The organism is Kribbella sp. CWNU-51, assembly GCF_054073265.1.
This window is the reverse complement of the sequence record NZ_JBSXMZ010000007.1, coordinates 633,116-649,054: the sequence shown is the minus strand read 5'-3', so window position 1 is coordinate 649,054 and position 15,939 is coordinate 633,116. Positions and strand designations below refer to the sequence as shown.

Sequence of the window (15,939 nt, the reverse complement as noted above, 5' to 3'; positions counted from 1 at the left end):
GGAGAGTCACATGGCATCAAACGATCTCTACACGGTCGAAGAGGCGGCCCAGCGCATGCGGCTGAGTGCTCGCCAGGTCCGCAGGCTCATCGCTGAGCGGCAGATCGGCTTCCACAAGCTCGGCCGATCGGTTCGGCTCACGGATGAAGACGTGGTGACCTACATCGCGTCCAACCGCGTCGAGCCGATGACCGCGGCGGATGTCTGGGCCGGCCTGCGAAAGGTGGCCTGAGATGGCGAACAAGGAAGGTCACCGGCGGTTCGGCAACGTTCGCAAGCTCAAGTCCGGCCGGTATCAAGCTCGATACCCCGGACCTGACGGGAAGCTTCGGCCGGCGCCGCGCACCTTCCCCGACGAGAGGTCGGCCGCACGGTACTTGGTCCTGGTCGAGGCCGAGATGTTGAAGGGGGAGTGGACCGATCCGGAGCGGGCGAAGATCAAGCTCGGTGACTACGCGGACCGGTGGATCGACCAACGACCGAACCTGCGGCCTCGGACGCTTCAGCTCTACCGCTGGACGCTCAAGAAGCATGTTCGTCCGTACCTCGGTGAGGTGCAGCTCGGCACTCTCAGCCCGCCCATCGTTCGTGAGTGGCGATCGAAGCTCCTCGCGGAGGGAGTGTCCGTTGGGATGGTTGCCAAGGCCTATCGACTGCTCCGGGCGGTGCTGTGGACGGCGGTTCGAGAGGACGAGATTCTCAAGTCCAATCCGTGCCGCATCCCGGGAGCGGACAAGGAGAGTGCGCCAGAGCGTCCGCATCTAACGCTTGCTCAAGTCAATCGTTTGATGCAAGCCATGCCTGACCGCTATCGACTGATGATCCTTCTCGCCGCGATGGCAAGTCTGCGCTTCGGTGAGATCACCGCGTTGCAGCGGCAGGACGTCGACCTTGACACAGCGACCGTTCGAGTCCGTCAGCAATACCTCGAAGTCAGGGGAGAGGGGCTGACACTCGGGCCGCCGAAGTCCAGGGCGAGCATCCGCACTGTGGCAATCCCTGTTGCCCTCGTCGCTCTGCTCCGGGAGCACCTAGAGCTGTACTGCGGGTCTGCCGAGGATGCTCTTGTGTTCTCCCTCGAATCCGGGCTTCCCGTCCGCCGGAGTAGCTTCAACAAGCTGACTGCGTGGAAGAAGTCGACGGCGAAGATCGGCGTACCTGACCTGCACTTTCATGACCTGCGGCACACCGGCAACATGCTGGCGGCAGCGAGCAAGGTCACGACGAAGGACCTGATGGCGCGGATGGGGCACGACTCCATGCAGGCGGCCATCATCTATCAGCACGCAAGCCGGGAGGCCGACAGGTCGATCGCCGCGCACCTGAATACCCAGCTCAAGCGACTCGAGTCGGGCGGGAAGACGACCAAGAAGAAGGGTGCCAAGGCAACCAAGTCAAAGGCTGTCCGGGCGATCGAGGGCAAGCCCGCGGCTGATGACCAGCCAGTAGCCGGCCCCGGTGGCACTCCGAAGGCGGCTGGGAACCTGGAAGATCGAGGCGAGGAGGACGGCGCCGCGGGCATCCTGGTGGGAGTCGACTAATGGCGCGTTAATGGCACGGCGCCCCGGCCCCAGCCGGAGCAAACGGAAGCCCAGGTCAGGGAATTACCCCTCTGACCTGGGCTTTTGTCATGTTCTCACATGGGAGCGGGTGACGGGAATCGAACCCGCACTGTCAGCTTGGGAAGCTGATGTTCTGCCATTGAACTACACCCGCGCAGCCGGCGGAACCGGCAGGCGCAGAAGAGCATAGCCGATCGGTGGGGGCGAAAGCACGACGGGTGCGGCGCGGCGGGAACGGACGACCGACTGTGGCGCAGTGCCCCGGCCCGGCACCCGGTCTGTCGTTCGGGACCGGGCCGGTGGGGTGGTTGTTGCGGGGTCAGGAGATCAGGTGCCGAGTGCATCGAAAAGGGGGTCGCGGACGGTTTGCGATCGGGGTTCTTGGGGAGTTTTCCACAAAGGGCACGCTCAGGACTGGGCAGGTCCGTGATCTTCTGGCAGATTAGAACGCGTTGCCGGGGGCAACATTTGACGCAACGTGAGGATGCGGTCCTCGTCAGGACCGGACAAGATGGTTGCGGGGCAACTGGATGAAGGGGTGAACGGTGGCAACAGACACAAGTGACGCGCTGGAGAACCTGGAGATGGAGCTCGTCACGATGGCACGGCGGCTGCGTGGTCTGCAGCGGAAGCTGTCGGACGAAGCGCATCCGGACCTGGAGCCGGCGCAGTACGCGTTGCTGAACCACGTCGAGGAGCTGGCGCCGGTGCGGATGGCCGACCTGGTCGCGGCGCTCGAGGTGGACAAGGGTCCGGTCAGCCGGGCCTGCGCGCGGCTGGAGGAGGAAGGTCTGCTGAAGCGGGCGGCCGACAAGTCGGACGCGCGGGCGACCCTGCTGACCCTGACGGCGGCCGGCAAGCGCAAGCTGGCGGCGGCCCGGAAGAAGCGGCACAAGGTGATCGAGGACCTGCTCAAGGACTGGTCGCCGGCGCAGGTGAAGACCTTCGCCACCCAGGTGTCGAGATTCAACAAAGTGGCCGGCTGAGTTAGTTGCCTCAGGCCCGGTTTCGGTACGCCGCAACGGTATCGGAACCGCCCGTGAAGGTCTGGTGGTGAGGTCTCGCCGGGGAGCTGAGGGCTCCGGACGATCCACCACCGGCCCACGGACAGATCCGCCGGACGACCGGCGGAGTGAGGCGGGAACTGGGCGGATGAGCAGCGCGCTGCTAACGTGCGACCGTGCTGCTCTCCGACCGTGACATCCTGGCCGAGCTCGACGCGAAGCGGGTCCAGCTGGATCCGTTCGACGCTGCGATGCTGCAGCCGTCGAGTGTCGACGTACGGCTGGACCGGTTCTTCCGGGTCTTCGAGAACCACAAGTACCCACACATCGACCCGGCCGAGGAACAGCCCGACCTGACCCGGCTGGTCGAGCCGGACGGCGAGGAGCCGTTCATCCTGCACCCCGGTGAATTCGTCCTGGGATCGACGTACGAGCTGGTGACGCTGCCCGACGACGTGGCGGCGCGGCTGGAGGGTAAGTCCTCGCTGGGCCGGCTCGGGCTGCTGACGCACTCCACCGCCGGGTTCATCGACCCTGGGTTCTCCGGCCACGTGACGCTGGAGCTGTCCAACGTGGCGACGCTGCCGATCAAGCTCTGGCCCGGTATGAAGATCGGCCAGCTCTGCTTCTTCCGGCTCTCGTCCCCGGCCGAGCACCCGTACGGCTCCACCAAGTACGGCTCCCGCTATCAGGGCCAACGCGGCCCCACCCCGTCCCGCTCCTACCAGAACTTCCACCGCACCGACGTCTAGTACGCCGCAATGCAAAAGGCTCCCGGGTCACCCCAGGAGCCCTTCGCCGTGCGGGTCGTGGTCAGGCAGTCGGCTTGAGCGCGATGAGCACCGTCTGGAAGCTGGAGTCGCCCGTTGCCTGTGTGTAGACGCCGCCGTACTTCGTCACCGCGGTCGGCGACTCCTGCTTGTGGTTGTACAGCGACATGTCCGAACCGTTCGCACCGCCCGGGTCAGTCGCCTGCGAGCCCGGGTCCTGGCTCGGGGTCGCACCCTCGGTCGGCGTGCTGCTCTCCGACGGGCTGCCACCGTCTGACGGGCTGATGCTGTCCGACGGTGTCTGCGCGCTGGTCGGAACGTCGTTCCCGGTGGCCGCATCGAGCATCACCGGCTGCGCGTCGGTCTGCCCGTAGACGACGCCATGGAAGGCGGCGGTGACGTCGGGGACGATCCGGTTCGCAGCCTTGTCGGTGTACCCCCAGGTCTTCTTGCCGGTGGTGTCGTCGATACCGATGATCTCGCTGCTGTTGCCGACGCCTTCGGCGCAGACCACCGCGTTCGCCTCGTCGCCCAAGCACCTGAACTTCAACAGGTGATCGACAACCTGAGCCTGGATCGGCACGACCGCACCGGTGGCGATGTCGATCGAGTACACGACGTTGCTGAACTTGTCTCCGCCGCTGGTGCTGCCGGACACATAGGCGCGCTTCGAGCCGTGGCCCGCGCTCCACAGCGAGGCCTGCTTGGTCGGGAACTGCTTGGTGATCTTGCCCGTCGCGGCATCGGCGATCAGGATCGTCGTCGTGCCGTGGCCGCCGGCATCGCCGCCGTTCACTCCGGCGACCACCCCGTTGAGCACGCCGGCCGGTTCGAAGGACGGGATCAGGCTCGGCTTCTGCGTCTTCGGGTCGGCGAAGACGCTGAAGATCGCTCCGGACTGCGCGGTCGCCTTGTCGGGATGGACGCCGACCACGATCTGACCAGTGGCGGCGTCGTACGCCTGGCTCACGATGTTGTCGCCGGTCTGGCCGGGGCCGAGAAGCGGAGTGAGGTCCGCGGCCACTTCGGCGACCTTCTTGCCGTCGGCGGCGTCGATCCATTGGAACAGCACCTGGCCCTTGGCCTTCTGGGTGCCGCTGCCGGCGACGGACTGGATGTACGCGATCGCGACCACGTCCTTGCCGTCAAGCTGCACGGGCATAGGTCCGGTGACTGCTGCGATGGTGGTGGTCTCGGCTTCCGCCGGTGGGACGGTCCACGGCTGGCCCTGGGCGGCGATGTTCCGTCCGGTGATGCCGAACTTGCCCGCGACCAGCGTGGTCTGGCCGACCATGCCGTAGGCGAGGCTGTACTGGTTGTCCTTGTCGCTCCGCGGGACGCCGAACGCCGACACGGCGGCGAATCCCTTGGGCGGGTCGAAGGAGGCTACGGGTGGCGGCGACGGGGTGGCCGGGGCCGAGGACTCTCCGCCTGCGGACTTCGCGTCGGACTTCTTGTCGTCTCCGCCGCAGCCGGCCAGCAGGACGACGGCGGCGGTGACGGCGGCTGTTGCGACCATCGGACGCAGCATCGTTGGTTACTCTCCCCAGGTCTCGACCGAGAATGATCGCCTGAACGCTAGCAGTGTTCGCGGGTCCCCGATCGCGGTTATCCACAGGGGTTGCACCAAGCTGCAGGCTCAGCTGTGACTCCGGGTCCCCACCGTCACCAGCCCCAGGCGGTGCAGCACGCTGCAGAGTGCTGCGGCTGCACCGCTCAGGGGTTGGCCGGTCATCGGCACGCCGGTCATCGGACGATCGACAGGCCGGTCCCGCGGTGGCGGGGCTGCGGTTCGGCCAGCCGGCGGGAGGCCGGCTCGAGGCGGTCGGCCAGGCGGCGGAGGGCGGTGGCGAGTCCGTGCCGCGGGCCTTTGCCCTTCGGCTTGCGGTCGTGGCGCTGGGCCCTGGCCTCGGCGGCCCGCAACTGCTCGGCGACCCGGTAGCGTGCGACCTCTTCGTATTCGGTGATCATGTCCTTGCTCCCCTCACGTTGTCCCCGTACTGATGTGATTTCGGCAATGCTTCGCCCAGGTCCCGCCAGACCGAAGACGTGCGGGACCTTCCTGGGTGGTGTGGTTCAGACCTTGACGACGGTGATGTCGCCGGAGACGGTGCGGGCCCGCAGCATCAGCGCGTGCTCGCCCTCGGCCGGCTTCTCGCCGGGCTCCAGCTCGCACCGGATCCGCCCGGTGACGGTCTTCAGGTCCAGGTACGTCGGGACGCCGTCGGGAACCCCGATCCGGACGTCACCGCGAGCAGTCTCGGCCTGGACGCTCGGCCCGTCGGCGATCTCGACCGTGACGTCGCCGGAGCCGGAGGTGGCGACCGAGTGGTCGCGGATCCGCTCGATGGTGATGTCACCCGAGCCGACCTTGACGGTGGTGGGACCGCCGGCGTCGCCGACCTTGACGTCGCCGGAGCCGGTGCTCAGGCCGAGCCCGTCGGCGGCCTCGCCGATGTCGATCGACCCGGAGCCGGTGCTGGCCCGGACCGTGCCGGCCGCGTGCTCGACCTTGACGTCGCCGCTGCCGGTGCTGATTCCGAGGTCACCCTCGACCCGGTCGAGCTGGACGTCGCCGGAGCCGGTCGACAACCGCGCCGTACCCAAGGGCATCCGCGAGTCGATGTCGCCGGAGCCGGTCTTGATCCGCGCGTCCAGCGTCGCCGGGGTGGCGATCCTGACCTGGATCTGCGGGCCGCGGCCACGGACGTTGCGGGGACCCTCGACGATCAGTTCGCCGTCCTCGACGGTGAAGACCACGTCGTCCTCGGGACCGCTGTCGACGTCCAGGGTGACCATGGTCTCGGTGCCGTCGTTCGGCACGATCTCGACCTTGCCGGAGCCGATCTCGATCCGGACCCGGTCGATCTTGCCCGCGTCCTCGACGATCTGGCTGCTGAAGCCGCTCACTGGACCCATCCCGTCATCCGTTGTCCCGGCCCGCGGCCCCCACGGCGCTCCTCGTGCCGCCGCTGGTGCTCCTCGCGGCGCTGATCCTTGTCTTCGCGACGGCGCTCCCGGTCACGGTCGCGGCCACGCCGGCCGCGGTCGTTTCCGAACACGCCTTCCTCACCGAAGGGTCCACCCGGGCCGAACACGCCGTCCGGTCCGAAGACGCCGTCGGGTCCGAGCGGGCCGTTCGGGCCGAGCGGTCCGTCCGGTCCGAAGACCCCACCGCGCGGCGGGCGCGGCGGCCGGGGCGGGCGGGGGCCACCGCGGCGGCGGTCGCTCAGCTCGGTCATCACGGTGCGCATGAGCCACGCGTTCGAGGAGATGCCCTCGGCCGTGGCGGCTTCGTCCACCTTGTTCTTGATCGACATCGGCAGCCGGAGCGTGATCCGTGCGGTCGGCTCGTCGGCGTCCAGCGTGAGCTGGTCGGTGACGTCGGTGTCGGTCTCGTCGTCGATGTCGTCGTCGGTCTCGTCCGGACCGGTCAGCTGGCTCGGAGCCGGCGTGACCACGAACTCGGGACGGCCACCGGCCATCCGGAGCTCGACCGAACCGGGGGACAGCTCGCGGCTGATCTCCCCGGCGGCGTCGGACAGGGCTGAGATGAGGGCCAGTCGGCCCGCGTCATCCAGCGTGGCTCCGAGGCGCTGTGCCACTGAGCGAGTTTGGTCGTCGGCCAGGGCGGTTGCGTTCTCAACGCTCCGCCGGACCGACTCGAGGTAGTGATCAAGTTCCATGGCAGCAAGCATGACGTCATCGTGACGTCACTGTCAACCCCTTCTGATGTCATGGTGGTGGCACGGGCAGAATGAGGGCCAGTCGTCGACAGGAGGAACCGTGTCCAGAGGAGTACTCGTCACCGGAGCGTCCAGGGGTGTCGGTGCGGCCGCCGCGCGGGCGTTCGCGCAGGCCGGCGACCGGGTCGTGCTGCATTGCCGTGGCGCGGTCGACCGGGCCGAGGAGGTCCGGGCCGGACTGCCCGGCGACGGTCATGCGGTGGTCGCCGCCGACCTCGGCGATTCGGCCGCAATCCCTGCCCTGGTTGAGGAATCGGCCACGGCGCTCGGCCGGATCGACGTTCTGGTGAACAACGCCGCCCTGTTCGTCGACGAGCCGGTCGCCGGGTCCCGCCGGATCGGGCATCCGCCGGCCGAGACGCCGTACGACGAGTGGGTCGCGGCCTGGCGTCGTACCCTCGCGGTGAATCTGGAAGGGGCGGCGCACGTGACCTGGTGCGTGGCCCGGCAGATGCTCGACAAGGAGCCTGCCGAGGGCGTACGGCGGGGTGCGATCGTCAATGTGGGGTCGCGCGGCGCCTACCGCGGCGAGCCGGACGTGCCCGCGTACGGCGCCGCGAAGGCCGGACTGCACTCCCTGGGCCAGTCGTTGGCCGTCTCGCTGGCGCCACATGACATCACGGTGACGTCAATCGCGCCGGGATTCATCACGACCGACATGACCGAGTCCATCCTGTCCGGTCCCGCCGGCGATGCGATCCGGGCCCAGAGCCCCTTCAACCGCACCGCCACTGCCGAGGAGGTCGCCGACGCCATCGTCTGGCTCGCCTCCCCGCAGGCCACCTGGTCCAGTGGCGCCGTCCTCGACTTCAACGGCGCCTCCTACCTGCACTAGTTGCCGTAGACCTCGAGTTCGAACGAGAGAGTACGAGACGTTTCTCAGAACGGATGGGACCTGTCCGGATCCGATCTCAGCGAGAGACGATCTTGCTCGCCGGAGGCGCGGTGATGTGCACCGGCTTGTTGTAGTCGGCCATGTTCATCACCATCGACACTCCGGCGAGGTCGAACGACAGCCGCCGGACCAGGTGGGACTTGTCCATCCACATCGAGTAGGTCAGCGTCTTCGGCATACCTGCCGGGACCTTCTTGCCCTGCGCAGCCAGCGCCTTCGCGGTGTCGACACTGACCGCGTAGCGGTCGAGCTTCTGGCCGCCGACGGTCTCCGTGCGGACGAACTTGACGCTGACCATGCTCGTGTTGAAGGACTTGAAGATCTTGGTGGGGTCGCCGCCGTTGATCAGGTCGGCGAGCTCGTCGTTCATGCCGGACGTGAACTTCACGTACTTCCCGGCCGGTGTCATCCCCGGGATCGAGACGTAGCCGGTGTTCTTGATCACGACGATCTTTGCGGTCTTGCCCTGGAACGCTTCGCCGGTCATCGTCATGGAGATGGCCACCGGGTTCGCGGTCTGAATGCCGTCCATGGTCAGCACGGTGGTGCCGTTGGCAGTCATCGTCCCGGTGGTGTGCCAGGACTTCTGCTTGGCGATCGCGGTGGTCATCGCCGGGACGAACGTGACCCGGTTCAGGTGCGCGACGGGCGCCGCCTGCTGTGGTGCGGCGGTGTTGGTGGTTACCGGCGTGCTGACCGGTGCGGACGGCTTGTAGCCGGTGGCTTCGGGTTTGTCGTTGCCACAGGCGGCCAGGCCGAGGGCGAACGGTACGGCAGCGACGGTGACCATCGCGGCACGGAACTTCATGGTGCGGATTCCTCCCCAGATGAAACAGACGGTGGATCTTATGGTCTGGACCACCTGGAGAGGAAGGGGTTTTGCAGCTTGTTGCAGTCAGCTTTCCCCACGTTTTACAGAGGCCAGCAGGAGCTGGGCGACGTCCTGGACCTCGACCTCTTCCCGGGCCGAACCGTCCGCCTGCTTGGCGGTGAGGCCGTCGGACAGCATCACCCGGCAGAACGGGCAGCCGGTGGCGATCTTGTCCGCGCCGGTGTCGACCGCCTCGGTGGTCCGGTTCAGGTTGATCCGGCTGCCGAGCTTCTCCTCCATCCACATCCGCGCACCACCGGCGCCGCAGCAGAACGACTTGGTCTGGTTCCGCGGCATCTCGGCGTACTCCGCGCCCGGGATGATGTCGAGCAGTTCGCGCGGGGCGTCGTACACCTGGTTGTGGCGGCCGAGGTAGCACGGGTCGTGGTAGGTGATCTTCTGGCCGTTGAGGGAGCTGTCGGCCAGCGCGACCGGGGTCAGCTTGCCCTCGCGGACGAGCCGGTTGAGCAGCTGGGTGTGGTGGATCACGTCGAGCTCGACACCGAGCTGGGAGTACTCGTTCTTCAGTGTGTTGAAGCAGTGCGCGCAGGTGGAGACGACCTTCTTCGCGCCGGTCTCCTTGAAGACCTCTGCGTTCTGCATCGCGAGCTGCTGGAAGACGAACTCGTTGCCGGACCGCCGGGCCGGGTCACCCGTGCAGGTCTCGCCGTCACCCAGTACGGCGAAGCTGACGCCGGCGATGTTGAGCAGTTCGGCGACCGCCTGCGTGGTCTTCTTCGCGCGGTCCTCGTAGGCGCCGGCGCAGCCCACCCAGAACAGGTACTCGACCTCGGCCAGTGTTTCCACGTCCGTACCGACCTGCTTGACCTCGAACGGCAGGTCCTTGGCCCAGTCCATCCGGCCGGACGGGTTCATGTTCCACGGGTTGCCCTTGTTCTCCAGGCCTTTGAAGAGTCCGTTGAGCTCGGACGGGAACGACGACTCGATCAGCACCTGGTAGCGGCGCATGTCCATGATCGCGTCGACGTGCTCGATGTCGACCGGGCACTGCTGCACGCACGCACCACACGAGGTGCACGCCCACAGCGCGTCCTCGTCGATGACCGCGACGTCCGCGGGACCCACGAGCGGCTTGTCCTGTTCCGCGAGTACCAGCTCGGGCAGCGACTTCCTCTCGTCGTCCGACGACGCCAGCAGGTACGGCGCCTTGGCGTACGCGTGCTCGCGCAGGTTCATCATCACCAGCTTGGGTGACAACGGCTTGTCGGTGTTCCACGCCGGGCACTGCGACTGGCAGCGGCCGCACTCGGTGCAGGTGGTGAAGTCGAGCAGGCCCTTCCAGGTGAAGTCCTCGACCTTGCCGACGCCGAGCGCCGCGTCCTCGTCCAGTTCCTCGATGTTCTCGAAGTCGATCGGCTCGCCGTTGACCATGATCGGCTGCAGGGCGCCGAGCGCCGTACCGCCGTCGGCCTTGCGCTTGAACCAGATGTTGGGCCAGGCGGTGAAGCGGTGCCAGGCCACGCCCATCGTGGCGTTCAGCGAGATCGTGATCATCCAGGCGAACGAGATCAGGATCTTGATCATCGCGACCAGGTAGACGGTGTTCTCCAGTGCCTGCTCGGACATGCCGCCGAAGAGCGCCTCCCCGATGAAGAACGTGGTCGGGAAGTGGAACTTCGTGCCGCCGCCGAGCTCGTACTCCAGGCCGCGCAGCAACAGGATGCAGATCAGGACGCCGAGGATCGTGTACTCGACGTAGTACGCCTGCCAGGCGGTGGAACCGAAGAATCGGCTGTAGCGGCCCTTCTCGCCCCGCGGCAGATTGCGCAGCCGGATCGCCATCAGCCCGATGATCGAGACCAGGCCGGTCCAGGTGAGGAACTCGCTCACCCCCTCGAACACGAACCAGTGGCCGATCACCGGCAGCACCCAGTGCGGGTCGAACAACTGGCCGAACGCGGTCACCAGGGTGAGGAACAGCCCGATGAATCCGAACGCGACGAACCAGTGCAGGACGCCGACGTGGCTCCACTGCAGCATCCGGGTGTGGCCGAGGGTCTCCTTGGCCAGCGTGGCGGAGCGCCGCCCCGGGTTGTCGGTGCGGCCGGCCGGCTGGCCCAGCCTGATGACGGACACCATGTGCCCGATCGTCTTGCCGAACAGCGCGATACCGACGGCGGCGACCGCGAGCGAGACGACGATGGCGAGGATCTGCATACCAGCGATGTTATTGGGCGGTTACCCATGAGTCATGTCGATGCGGCCCTCGTCACGCCCGAGATGTGGTCGTGAGCGAATCGACACAGAGCGTTACCTGAATCCCGTGGTGACCGCAGTAGACCACTCGTAAATTTCCTTCCACTGCGACCGCAGTAGAAGCGAATCTTTTTCAGGGGAGAGTGTGATGCGTCTTCGTCACGGAATCGCGGCGGGAGTGCTGCTGGCGACCTGCTTGGTGGTGCCGAGCGTGCCGGCGAGTGCGACCCCGGCCCCCGCCACAGCTCCGGCCGCGGGAAAGAAGTGCAACACCAGAACGATCAACTGGTACACACGCTATGGAAAAGAGGTGTACGTCGGGACCAATCTGCACAGCGACTGGTTCGAAGGACCCGGCCGGATCACCTACTCGCGGACGGCGACCTCGGAGTCGAACTCGGCGTGGACCGGTGACCTCGGCGTCAGCGTCTCGGCGGTGATCGCGGAGATCCAGAGCAAGTACTCCAAGACCGTCGGCAAGTCCTATTCGGTCTCGCAGAACTGGTCGTACACGGCGGAGGTCAAGGCGGGCCAGGTACGGCGGTTGCAGCAGCTCAAGCAGTCCTGGATGGTGCAGGTGGTCCGCTGGCGCTACACCACCAGCAACTGCAAGAAGACCAAGGAGATCAGCAAGAAGACCGCGACCTTCCCGGTGAAGAACCACGACTACATGTGGATCCTGGTCGGACAGAATTCCTGAGCGGCCGGGGCCGGTCGCTCAACTGATCAGACGGTCGACCCGGGCGGCGACCGCCGGACGGCGCGGGTCGTCCGGCGGCAGGCCGGCGTCGAGCGACTCGAAGATCTCCAGGTCCTCGGCGCCGGTCGATGTCTGGGCGAAAAGCCAGAGGACGTCGGGATCGTCAGCGTCGAGGACGGCGCGGCGGACGGTGGCGTCCAGCTCGTCACGTTCCGCGCGCAGGGCCGGCGCGTCGGAGCGCGCCAGCAGCGGGCCGGCGTACAGGTCGAGGGCGGCGTCGAGGTCGCCGTTGCGGAGGGCGGCCTGGACGTCGGTCACGTCGCCGGTGACGTCGGCGATGATCCGGTACGGCTTGGTGTCGAGGACTCCACCACCGAGCAGGGTCCGCAGCCGGTGCATCTCCGCGCGCACGGTGGTCGGGTTGCCCTCGTCGCCGTACAACTGCAGCATCAGCTGCTCGGCGGTGAGCCCGGACGGATGCAGGAGAAGCAGTGCGAGTACTTCGGCCCGCCGCAGGGTCAGCGCGATCTCGCGGCCGCCGACGACCGCGATCGGTTGACCGGTACCGAGCAGCTTCAGCCGGAGTGACGGCCGGCTGCGGCGGACCGGCGTACCGGGCATGCGGAGCAGGTAGCCCTCGTCGAGTTGCTCGATCAACCCCTCGCGGCCGTCGCCGAGGTCGATGCGGTCGGCGCCGTCCGGGACGACGAGGCGGTCGGGCAACCACTCGAGCGGCTGTACGGCGAGCACGCGGCCGGACGGGGTCAGCAACGCACCGGGCGCATCGCCGAGTGCCATCAGGTGCCGCATGTTGCGGGCGCGCAGCATCTCGTCGGCCGCGGCCATCCGGACCCGCAGTTGTCCTTCGGCGAGCTGGGCCGCGGCGGTCACCAGCGCGACCATCGCGGGGTGGACCGTGCGAAGCGGACCGGAGACGTCGACCGCGCCGATCAGCTTGCCGGTGTCGGGGTCGTGGACCGGCGCGGCGGCACAGGTCCATTCATGGATGCGACGGACCAGGTGCTCGGCCGAGTAGATCTGGACCGGCTCCCCGACGGCGAGCGACGTACCCATGCCGTTGGTGCCGATCTGGTCCTCGGACCACACCGCGCCCTCGGACAAGGCGATCCGATCCGCCTGGCGTTTGACGTCGGACGCACCCTCACGCCACAGGATCATCCCCTGGGCGTCGGTGATGATCATGATGTGCGACGCCTCGTCGGCGATCGTGGTCAGCGTCTGCCGCAGGACCGGGAGGACGGCGCGCAGGGGGTGGTTCTCGCGGACCGCCTCGAGTACCTCGGGGTCGACGATCACCGGCGGCGCGTCCAGTTCAGGATCGACCGCGGCGGCGAGCGACCGCTCCCAGGACGCGGCGACCAGCGGGCGCGGCGCACCCGGCACCCGGCCGCCACCGAGCACCTCGTCGTACAACGCACTCAACCGGCGAGCCTGCTCCGGTGCGTCCATGCCGCCTCGCTCCACGGTGCAACGTCGGTGCAACGTCCATCCTCCTACGTTCGGTCAAACGTCAGGTTTCCGATCTGAAGGAGGACCTATGACGATCTTCGCAGCTCCCGGGCAGGATGGCAGCCCGGTCACGTACAAGTCGCGGTACGAGCACTTCATCGGCGGCGAGTGGGTGCCGCCGGCCAAGGGTGGGTACTTCGAGAATCCCAGTCCCGTCACCGGACAGAACTTCACCGAGATCGCCCGCGGTACGGCGGACGACGTCGAGCGCGCCCTCGACGCCGCCCACGGTGCCGCGCCCGGCTGGGGACGCACCTCACCGGCCGAGCGGGCGAACATCCTGAACAAGATCGCCGACCGGATGGAGGCGAACCTCGAACTGCTCGCGGTCGCCGAGACCTGGGACAACGGCAAGGCGGTGCGGGAGACGCTGGCCGCCGACCTGCCGCTGGCGATCGACCACTTCCGGTACTTCGCCGGTGCGCTGCGGGCCCAGGAGGGCTCGGTCTCGGTGATCGACGACGACACCATCGCGTACCACTTCCACGAGCCGCTCGGCGTGGTCGGGCAGATCATCCCGTGGAACTTCCCGATCCTGATGGCGACCTGGAAGCTGGCGCCCGCGCTGGCCGCCGGCAACGCGGTCGTCCTGAAGCCGGCCGAGCAGACACCGGCGTCGATCCACGTCTGGCTCGAGCTGATCCACGACCTGCTGCCACCCGGCGTGCTCAACGTGGTCAACGGATTCGGCGTCGAGGCCGGCAAACCGCTTGCCTCAAGCAACAGAGTCGCCAAGGTCGCGTTCACTGGTGAGACCACGACCGGCCGGCTGATCATGCAGTACGCCTCGGAGAACATCATCCCGGTGACGCTGGAGCTCGGCGGCAAGAGCCCGAACGTGTTCTTCGCCGACGTCGCGTCGGCGCGGGACGAGTTCTACGACAAGGCGCTGGAAGGCTTCACGATGTTCGCCCTGAACCAGGGCGAGGTCTGCACCTGCCCGTCCCGGGCGCTGATCCAGTCGTCGATCTACGACGACTTCCTCGGCGACGCGACGGCGCGGACCCAGGCGATCAAGATGGGCAACCCGCTCGACACCGACACGATGATGGGCGCGCAGGCCAGCAACGACCAGTACGAGAAGATCCTGTCCTACATCGACATCGGCAAGGCCGAGGGTGCGAAGGTTCTCACCGGCGGCGCTCGCGCGGAGCTCGAAGGGGACCTGGCCGGCGGGTACTACGTCCGGCCGACGATCTTCGAGGGCGACAACAAGATGCGGATCTTCCAGGAGGAGATCTTCGGGCCGGTCGTCTCGGTGACGCGGTTCGACGACTACGCGGACGCGATGAAGATCGCGAACGACACCCTGTACGGTCTCGGCGCCGGGGTCTGGTCGCGCGACATCAACACGGCGTACCGGGCCGGGCGGGAGATCCAGGCCGGCCGGGTCTGGACCAACTCGTACCACACCTACCCCGCGCACGCGGCGTTCGGCGGGTACAAGAACTCCGGCATCGGCCGCGAGAACCACAAGATGATGCTCGACCACTACCAGCAGACCAAGAACCTGCTGGTCAGCTACAGCCCGAACGCGGCCGGGTTCTTCTGATCATGGTCGACAAGGTGCTGCTCTCGGACGAGGCGGCGGACTGGCTCCGCCGTCTCACCGACATGCACGGTCCGCTGATGTTCCACCAGTCCGGTGGGTGCTGCGACGGCAGCTCGCCGATGTGTTTCCCGGACGGGGAATTTCGAACGGGGGCGGCGGACGTGCATCTCGGTGATCTGGTCGTCGACGGCCTCGACAGGCCGATCGCGTTCTGGATGTCCGCGAATCAGTACGAGTATTGGAAGCACACACAGCTCACCGTCGATGTGGTGAAGGGCCGCGGCAGCGGATTCTCGGTGGAGGCACCGGAGGGCGTCCGCTTCCTGATCCGGTCCCGCGTCTTCACCGACCAGGAGTCCGAAGCGCTGGGACTCCTCTGAGCGAGTGCCGACCGTCCGGTGGCGTTGCCGGACGGCCGGCACTCTTCATTCCCCGAGCACGGCGCTCGACTTGGTGCCCCGAACGACAAAAACGGCCTCCCGAAGGAGGCCGTTGGACCAAAGCCGCGAGGCCTTGGCGTGGTGAACCCAGCTTAGTCATAGGCGGCTCAATGCGGTGCCTGGAGGTAGGAGTCGAGTTCGGTTGGTGTGCGGACGCAGTTGTGCAGTACGGCGTTGTAGATGTCCGTGCTGTGGACACCGCGACAGGCGTCCTTGAGTTGCAGGATCGTCAATCGCTGCTCCTCGGGGGCTTCGCGTAGCCGTTGGGCGTCTCGGAGGAATGGGCGGTCGACGACGTGCAGCCAGAAGGTGAGGTCGACCTTCCAGCGGCCGTTGACCTGCAGCACGGCGTAGAAGCGCTCGTCGGTGATCGCAGGGGTCGGCCGGCGGGCGCCGCGCTCGTCGCGGAAGTCCACGTCGAGCGTGTCCGCCCGCCGCGCGAGCACGGCCAGCCCCTCGAGGACGTCAGCGGCGGTAGCGCCGGGTGCGTCGAATACGACGTCGAGGTCGCGGACAACCATCAGCCCGGACAACGCACTCCCAATCACCTGCCCTGGCCAGGGAAAGGCGGTCTGCAGGTCCAGCTGGTCGGCCAGCTGGTGAGCCTCGGTCTGCAGGGCTCGTGCACGTTCGAGGAGCGTCATGTTGTGAC

General features: G+C 67.2%; 17 protein-coding genes and 1 tRNA gene. 8 read left to right on the top strand and 10 right to left on the bottom strand.

Annotated features, from left to right (window positions below):
* Positions 1-10 precede the first annotated feature (10 nt).
* Together ACXC9Q_RS11510 and ACXC9Q_RS11505 are read left to right on the top strand one after the other, a co-directional pair.
* The gene (locus ACXC9Q_RS11510) at positions 11-232 is read left to right on the top strand and encodes a helix-turn-helix domain-containing protein (protein WP_457056456.1); all 222 of its coding nucleotides are present in this window, start codon (positions 11-13) and stop codon (positions 230-232) included.
* A 1-nt stretch (position 233) separates the two neighbouring features.
* Positions 234-1,541: a tyrosine-type recombinase/integrase gene (locus ACXC9Q_RS11505; RefSeq protein ID WP_457056455.1), complete on the top strand. Its 1,308-nt coding sequence runs from the start codon at positions 234-236 to the stop codon at positions 1,539-1,541.
* 104 nt (positions 1,542-1,645) lie between these two features.
* Here the strand turns inward: ACXC9Q_RS11505 and ACXC9Q_RS11500 are convergent.
* Positions 1,646-1,716 (bottom strand) — tRNA-Gly (locus tag ACXC9Q_RS11500).
* A 391-nt stretch (positions 1,717-2,107) separates the two neighbouring features.
* On the opposite strand from ACXC9Q_RS11500, the gene ACXC9Q_RS11495 reads away from it, so the two are divergent.
* Complete coding sequence (locus ACXC9Q_RS11495) at positions 2,108-2,548, top strand: MarR family winged helix-turn-helix transcriptional regulator (RefSeq protein ID WP_457056454.1); 441 nt, start codon at positions 2,108-2,110, stop codon at positions 2,546-2,548.
* Positions 2,549-2,742: 194 nt separating this feature from the next.
* Positions 2,743-3,318, top strand: a complete 576-nt coding sequence (gene dcd, locus ACXC9Q_RS11490) for a dCTP deaminase (protein ID WP_457056453.1) — start codon at positions 2,743-2,745, stop codon at positions 3,316-3,318.
* A gap of 61 nt (positions 3,319-3,379) precedes the next feature.
* Here the strand turns inward: dcd and ACXC9Q_RS11485 are convergent, their stop codons facing one another.
* The 4 genes from ACXC9Q_RS11485 to ACXC9Q_RS11470 all read right to left on the bottom strand — a co-directional run bounded on the left by ACXC9Q_RS11485 (position 3,380) and on the right by ACXC9Q_RS11470 (position 7,022).
* Positions 3,380-4,855 carry a hypothetical protein gene (locus ACXC9Q_RS11485; protein WP_457056452.1) on the bottom strand — a complete coding sequence of 492 codons (1,476 nt, stop codon included), beginning with the start codon at positions 4,853-4,855 and terminating at the stop codon, positions 3,380-3,382.
* Between the two features lie 227 nt (positions 4,856-5,082).
* A complete protein-coding gene (locus tag ACXC9Q_RS11480) occupies positions 5,083-5,307 on the bottom strand; it encodes a hypothetical protein (protein WP_457056451.1) in 225 nt (74 codons plus the stop codon).
* Between the two features lie 105 nt (positions 5,308-5,412).
* Positions 5,413-6,255 carry a DUF4097 family beta strand repeat-containing protein gene (locus tag ACXC9Q_RS11475; protein WP_457056450.1) on the bottom strand — a complete coding sequence of 281 codons (843 nt, stop codon included), beginning with the start codon at positions 6,253-6,255 and terminating at the stop codon, positions 5,413-5,415.
* Positions 6,243-7,022 carry a hypothetical protein gene (locus tag ACXC9Q_RS11470; protein WP_329482817.1) on the bottom strand — a complete coding sequence of 260 codons (780 nt, stop codon included), beginning with the start codon at positions 7,020-7,022 and terminating at the stop codon, positions 6,243-6,245. Before ACXC9Q_RS11470 ends, ACXC9Q_RS11475 begins: the two co-directional genes overlap by 13 nt.
* 100 nt (positions 7,023-7,122) lie before the next feature.
* On the opposite strand from ACXC9Q_RS11470, the gene ACXC9Q_RS11465 reads away from it, so the two are divergent.
* Positions 7,123-7,917 (top strand): SDR family NAD(P)-dependent oxidoreductase, encoded by a 795-nt coding sequence (locus ACXC9Q_RS11465; RefSeq protein WP_457056449.1) that lies wholly within the window; start codon positions 7,123-7,125, stop codon positions 7,915-7,917.
* Positions 7,918-7,993: 76 nt separating this feature from the next.
* Here ACXC9Q_RS11465 and ACXC9Q_RS11460 read toward each other — a convergent pair whose 3' ends face one another.
* From ACXC9Q_RS11460 to ACXC9Q_RS11450, 3 genes are all read right to left on the bottom strand, one after another.
* A complete protein-coding gene (locus ACXC9Q_RS11460) occupies positions 7,994-8,785 on the bottom strand; it encodes a hypothetical protein (RefSeq protein ID WP_457056448.1) in 792 nt (263 codons plus the stop codon).
* A gap of 87 nt (positions 8,786-8,872) precedes the next feature.
* On the bottom strand, positions 8,873-11,026 hold the full coding sequence (locus ACXC9Q_RS11455) for a (Fe-S)-binding protein (RefSeq protein WP_457056447.1): 2,154 nt from the start codon (positions 11,024-11,026) through the stop codon (positions 8,873-8,875).
* A gap of 198 nt (positions 11,027-11,224) precedes the next feature.
* Positions 11,225-11,350 carry a hypothetical protein gene (locus tag ACXC9Q_RS11450; RefSeq protein WP_457056446.1) on the bottom strand — a complete coding sequence of 42 codons (126 nt, stop codon included), beginning with the start codon at positions 11,348-11,350 and terminating at the stop codon, positions 11,225-11,227.
* Between the two features lie 25 nt (positions 11,351-11,375).
* Between ACXC9Q_RS11450 and ACXC9Q_RS11445 the strand changes: the two genes are divergently transcribed.
* Positions 11,376-11,765, top strand: a complete 390-nt coding sequence (locus ACXC9Q_RS11445; protein ID WP_457056445.1) for a hypothetical protein — start codon at positions 11,376-11,378, stop codon at positions 11,763-11,765.
* Between the two features lie 18 nt (positions 11,766-11,783).
* Here ACXC9Q_RS11445 and ACXC9Q_RS11440 read toward each other — a convergent pair whose 3' ends face one another.
* The gene (locus ACXC9Q_RS11440) at positions 11,784-13,235 is read right to left on the bottom strand and encodes a GAF domain-containing protein (protein ID WP_457056444.1); all 1,452 of its coding nucleotides are present in this window, start codon (positions 13,233-13,235) and stop codon (positions 11,784-11,786) included.
* 88 nt (positions 13,236-13,323) lie between these two features.
* Between ACXC9Q_RS11440 and adh the strand changes: the two genes are divergently transcribed.
* Positions 13,324-14,847, top strand: a complete 1,524-nt coding sequence (gene adh / locus ACXC9Q_RS11435; protein WP_457056443.1) for an aldehyde dehydrogenase — start codon at positions 13,324-13,326, stop codon at positions 14,845-14,847.
* Positions 14,848-14,849: 2 nt separating this feature from the next.
* Complete coding sequence (locus tag ACXC9Q_RS11430) at positions 14,850-15,227, top strand: DUF779 domain-containing protein (protein WP_457056442.1); 378 nt, start codon at positions 14,850-14,852, stop codon at positions 15,225-15,227.
* 167 nt (positions 15,228-15,394) lie between these two features.
* Here the strand turns inward: ACXC9Q_RS11430 and ACXC9Q_RS11425 are convergent, their stop codons facing one another.
* Complete coding sequence (locus ACXC9Q_RS11425) at positions 15,395-15,931, bottom strand: hypothetical protein (RefSeq protein WP_457056441.1); 537 nt, start codon at positions 15,929-15,931, stop codon at positions 15,395-15,397.
* Between the last annotated feature and the right edge of the window lie 8 nt (positions 15,932-15,939).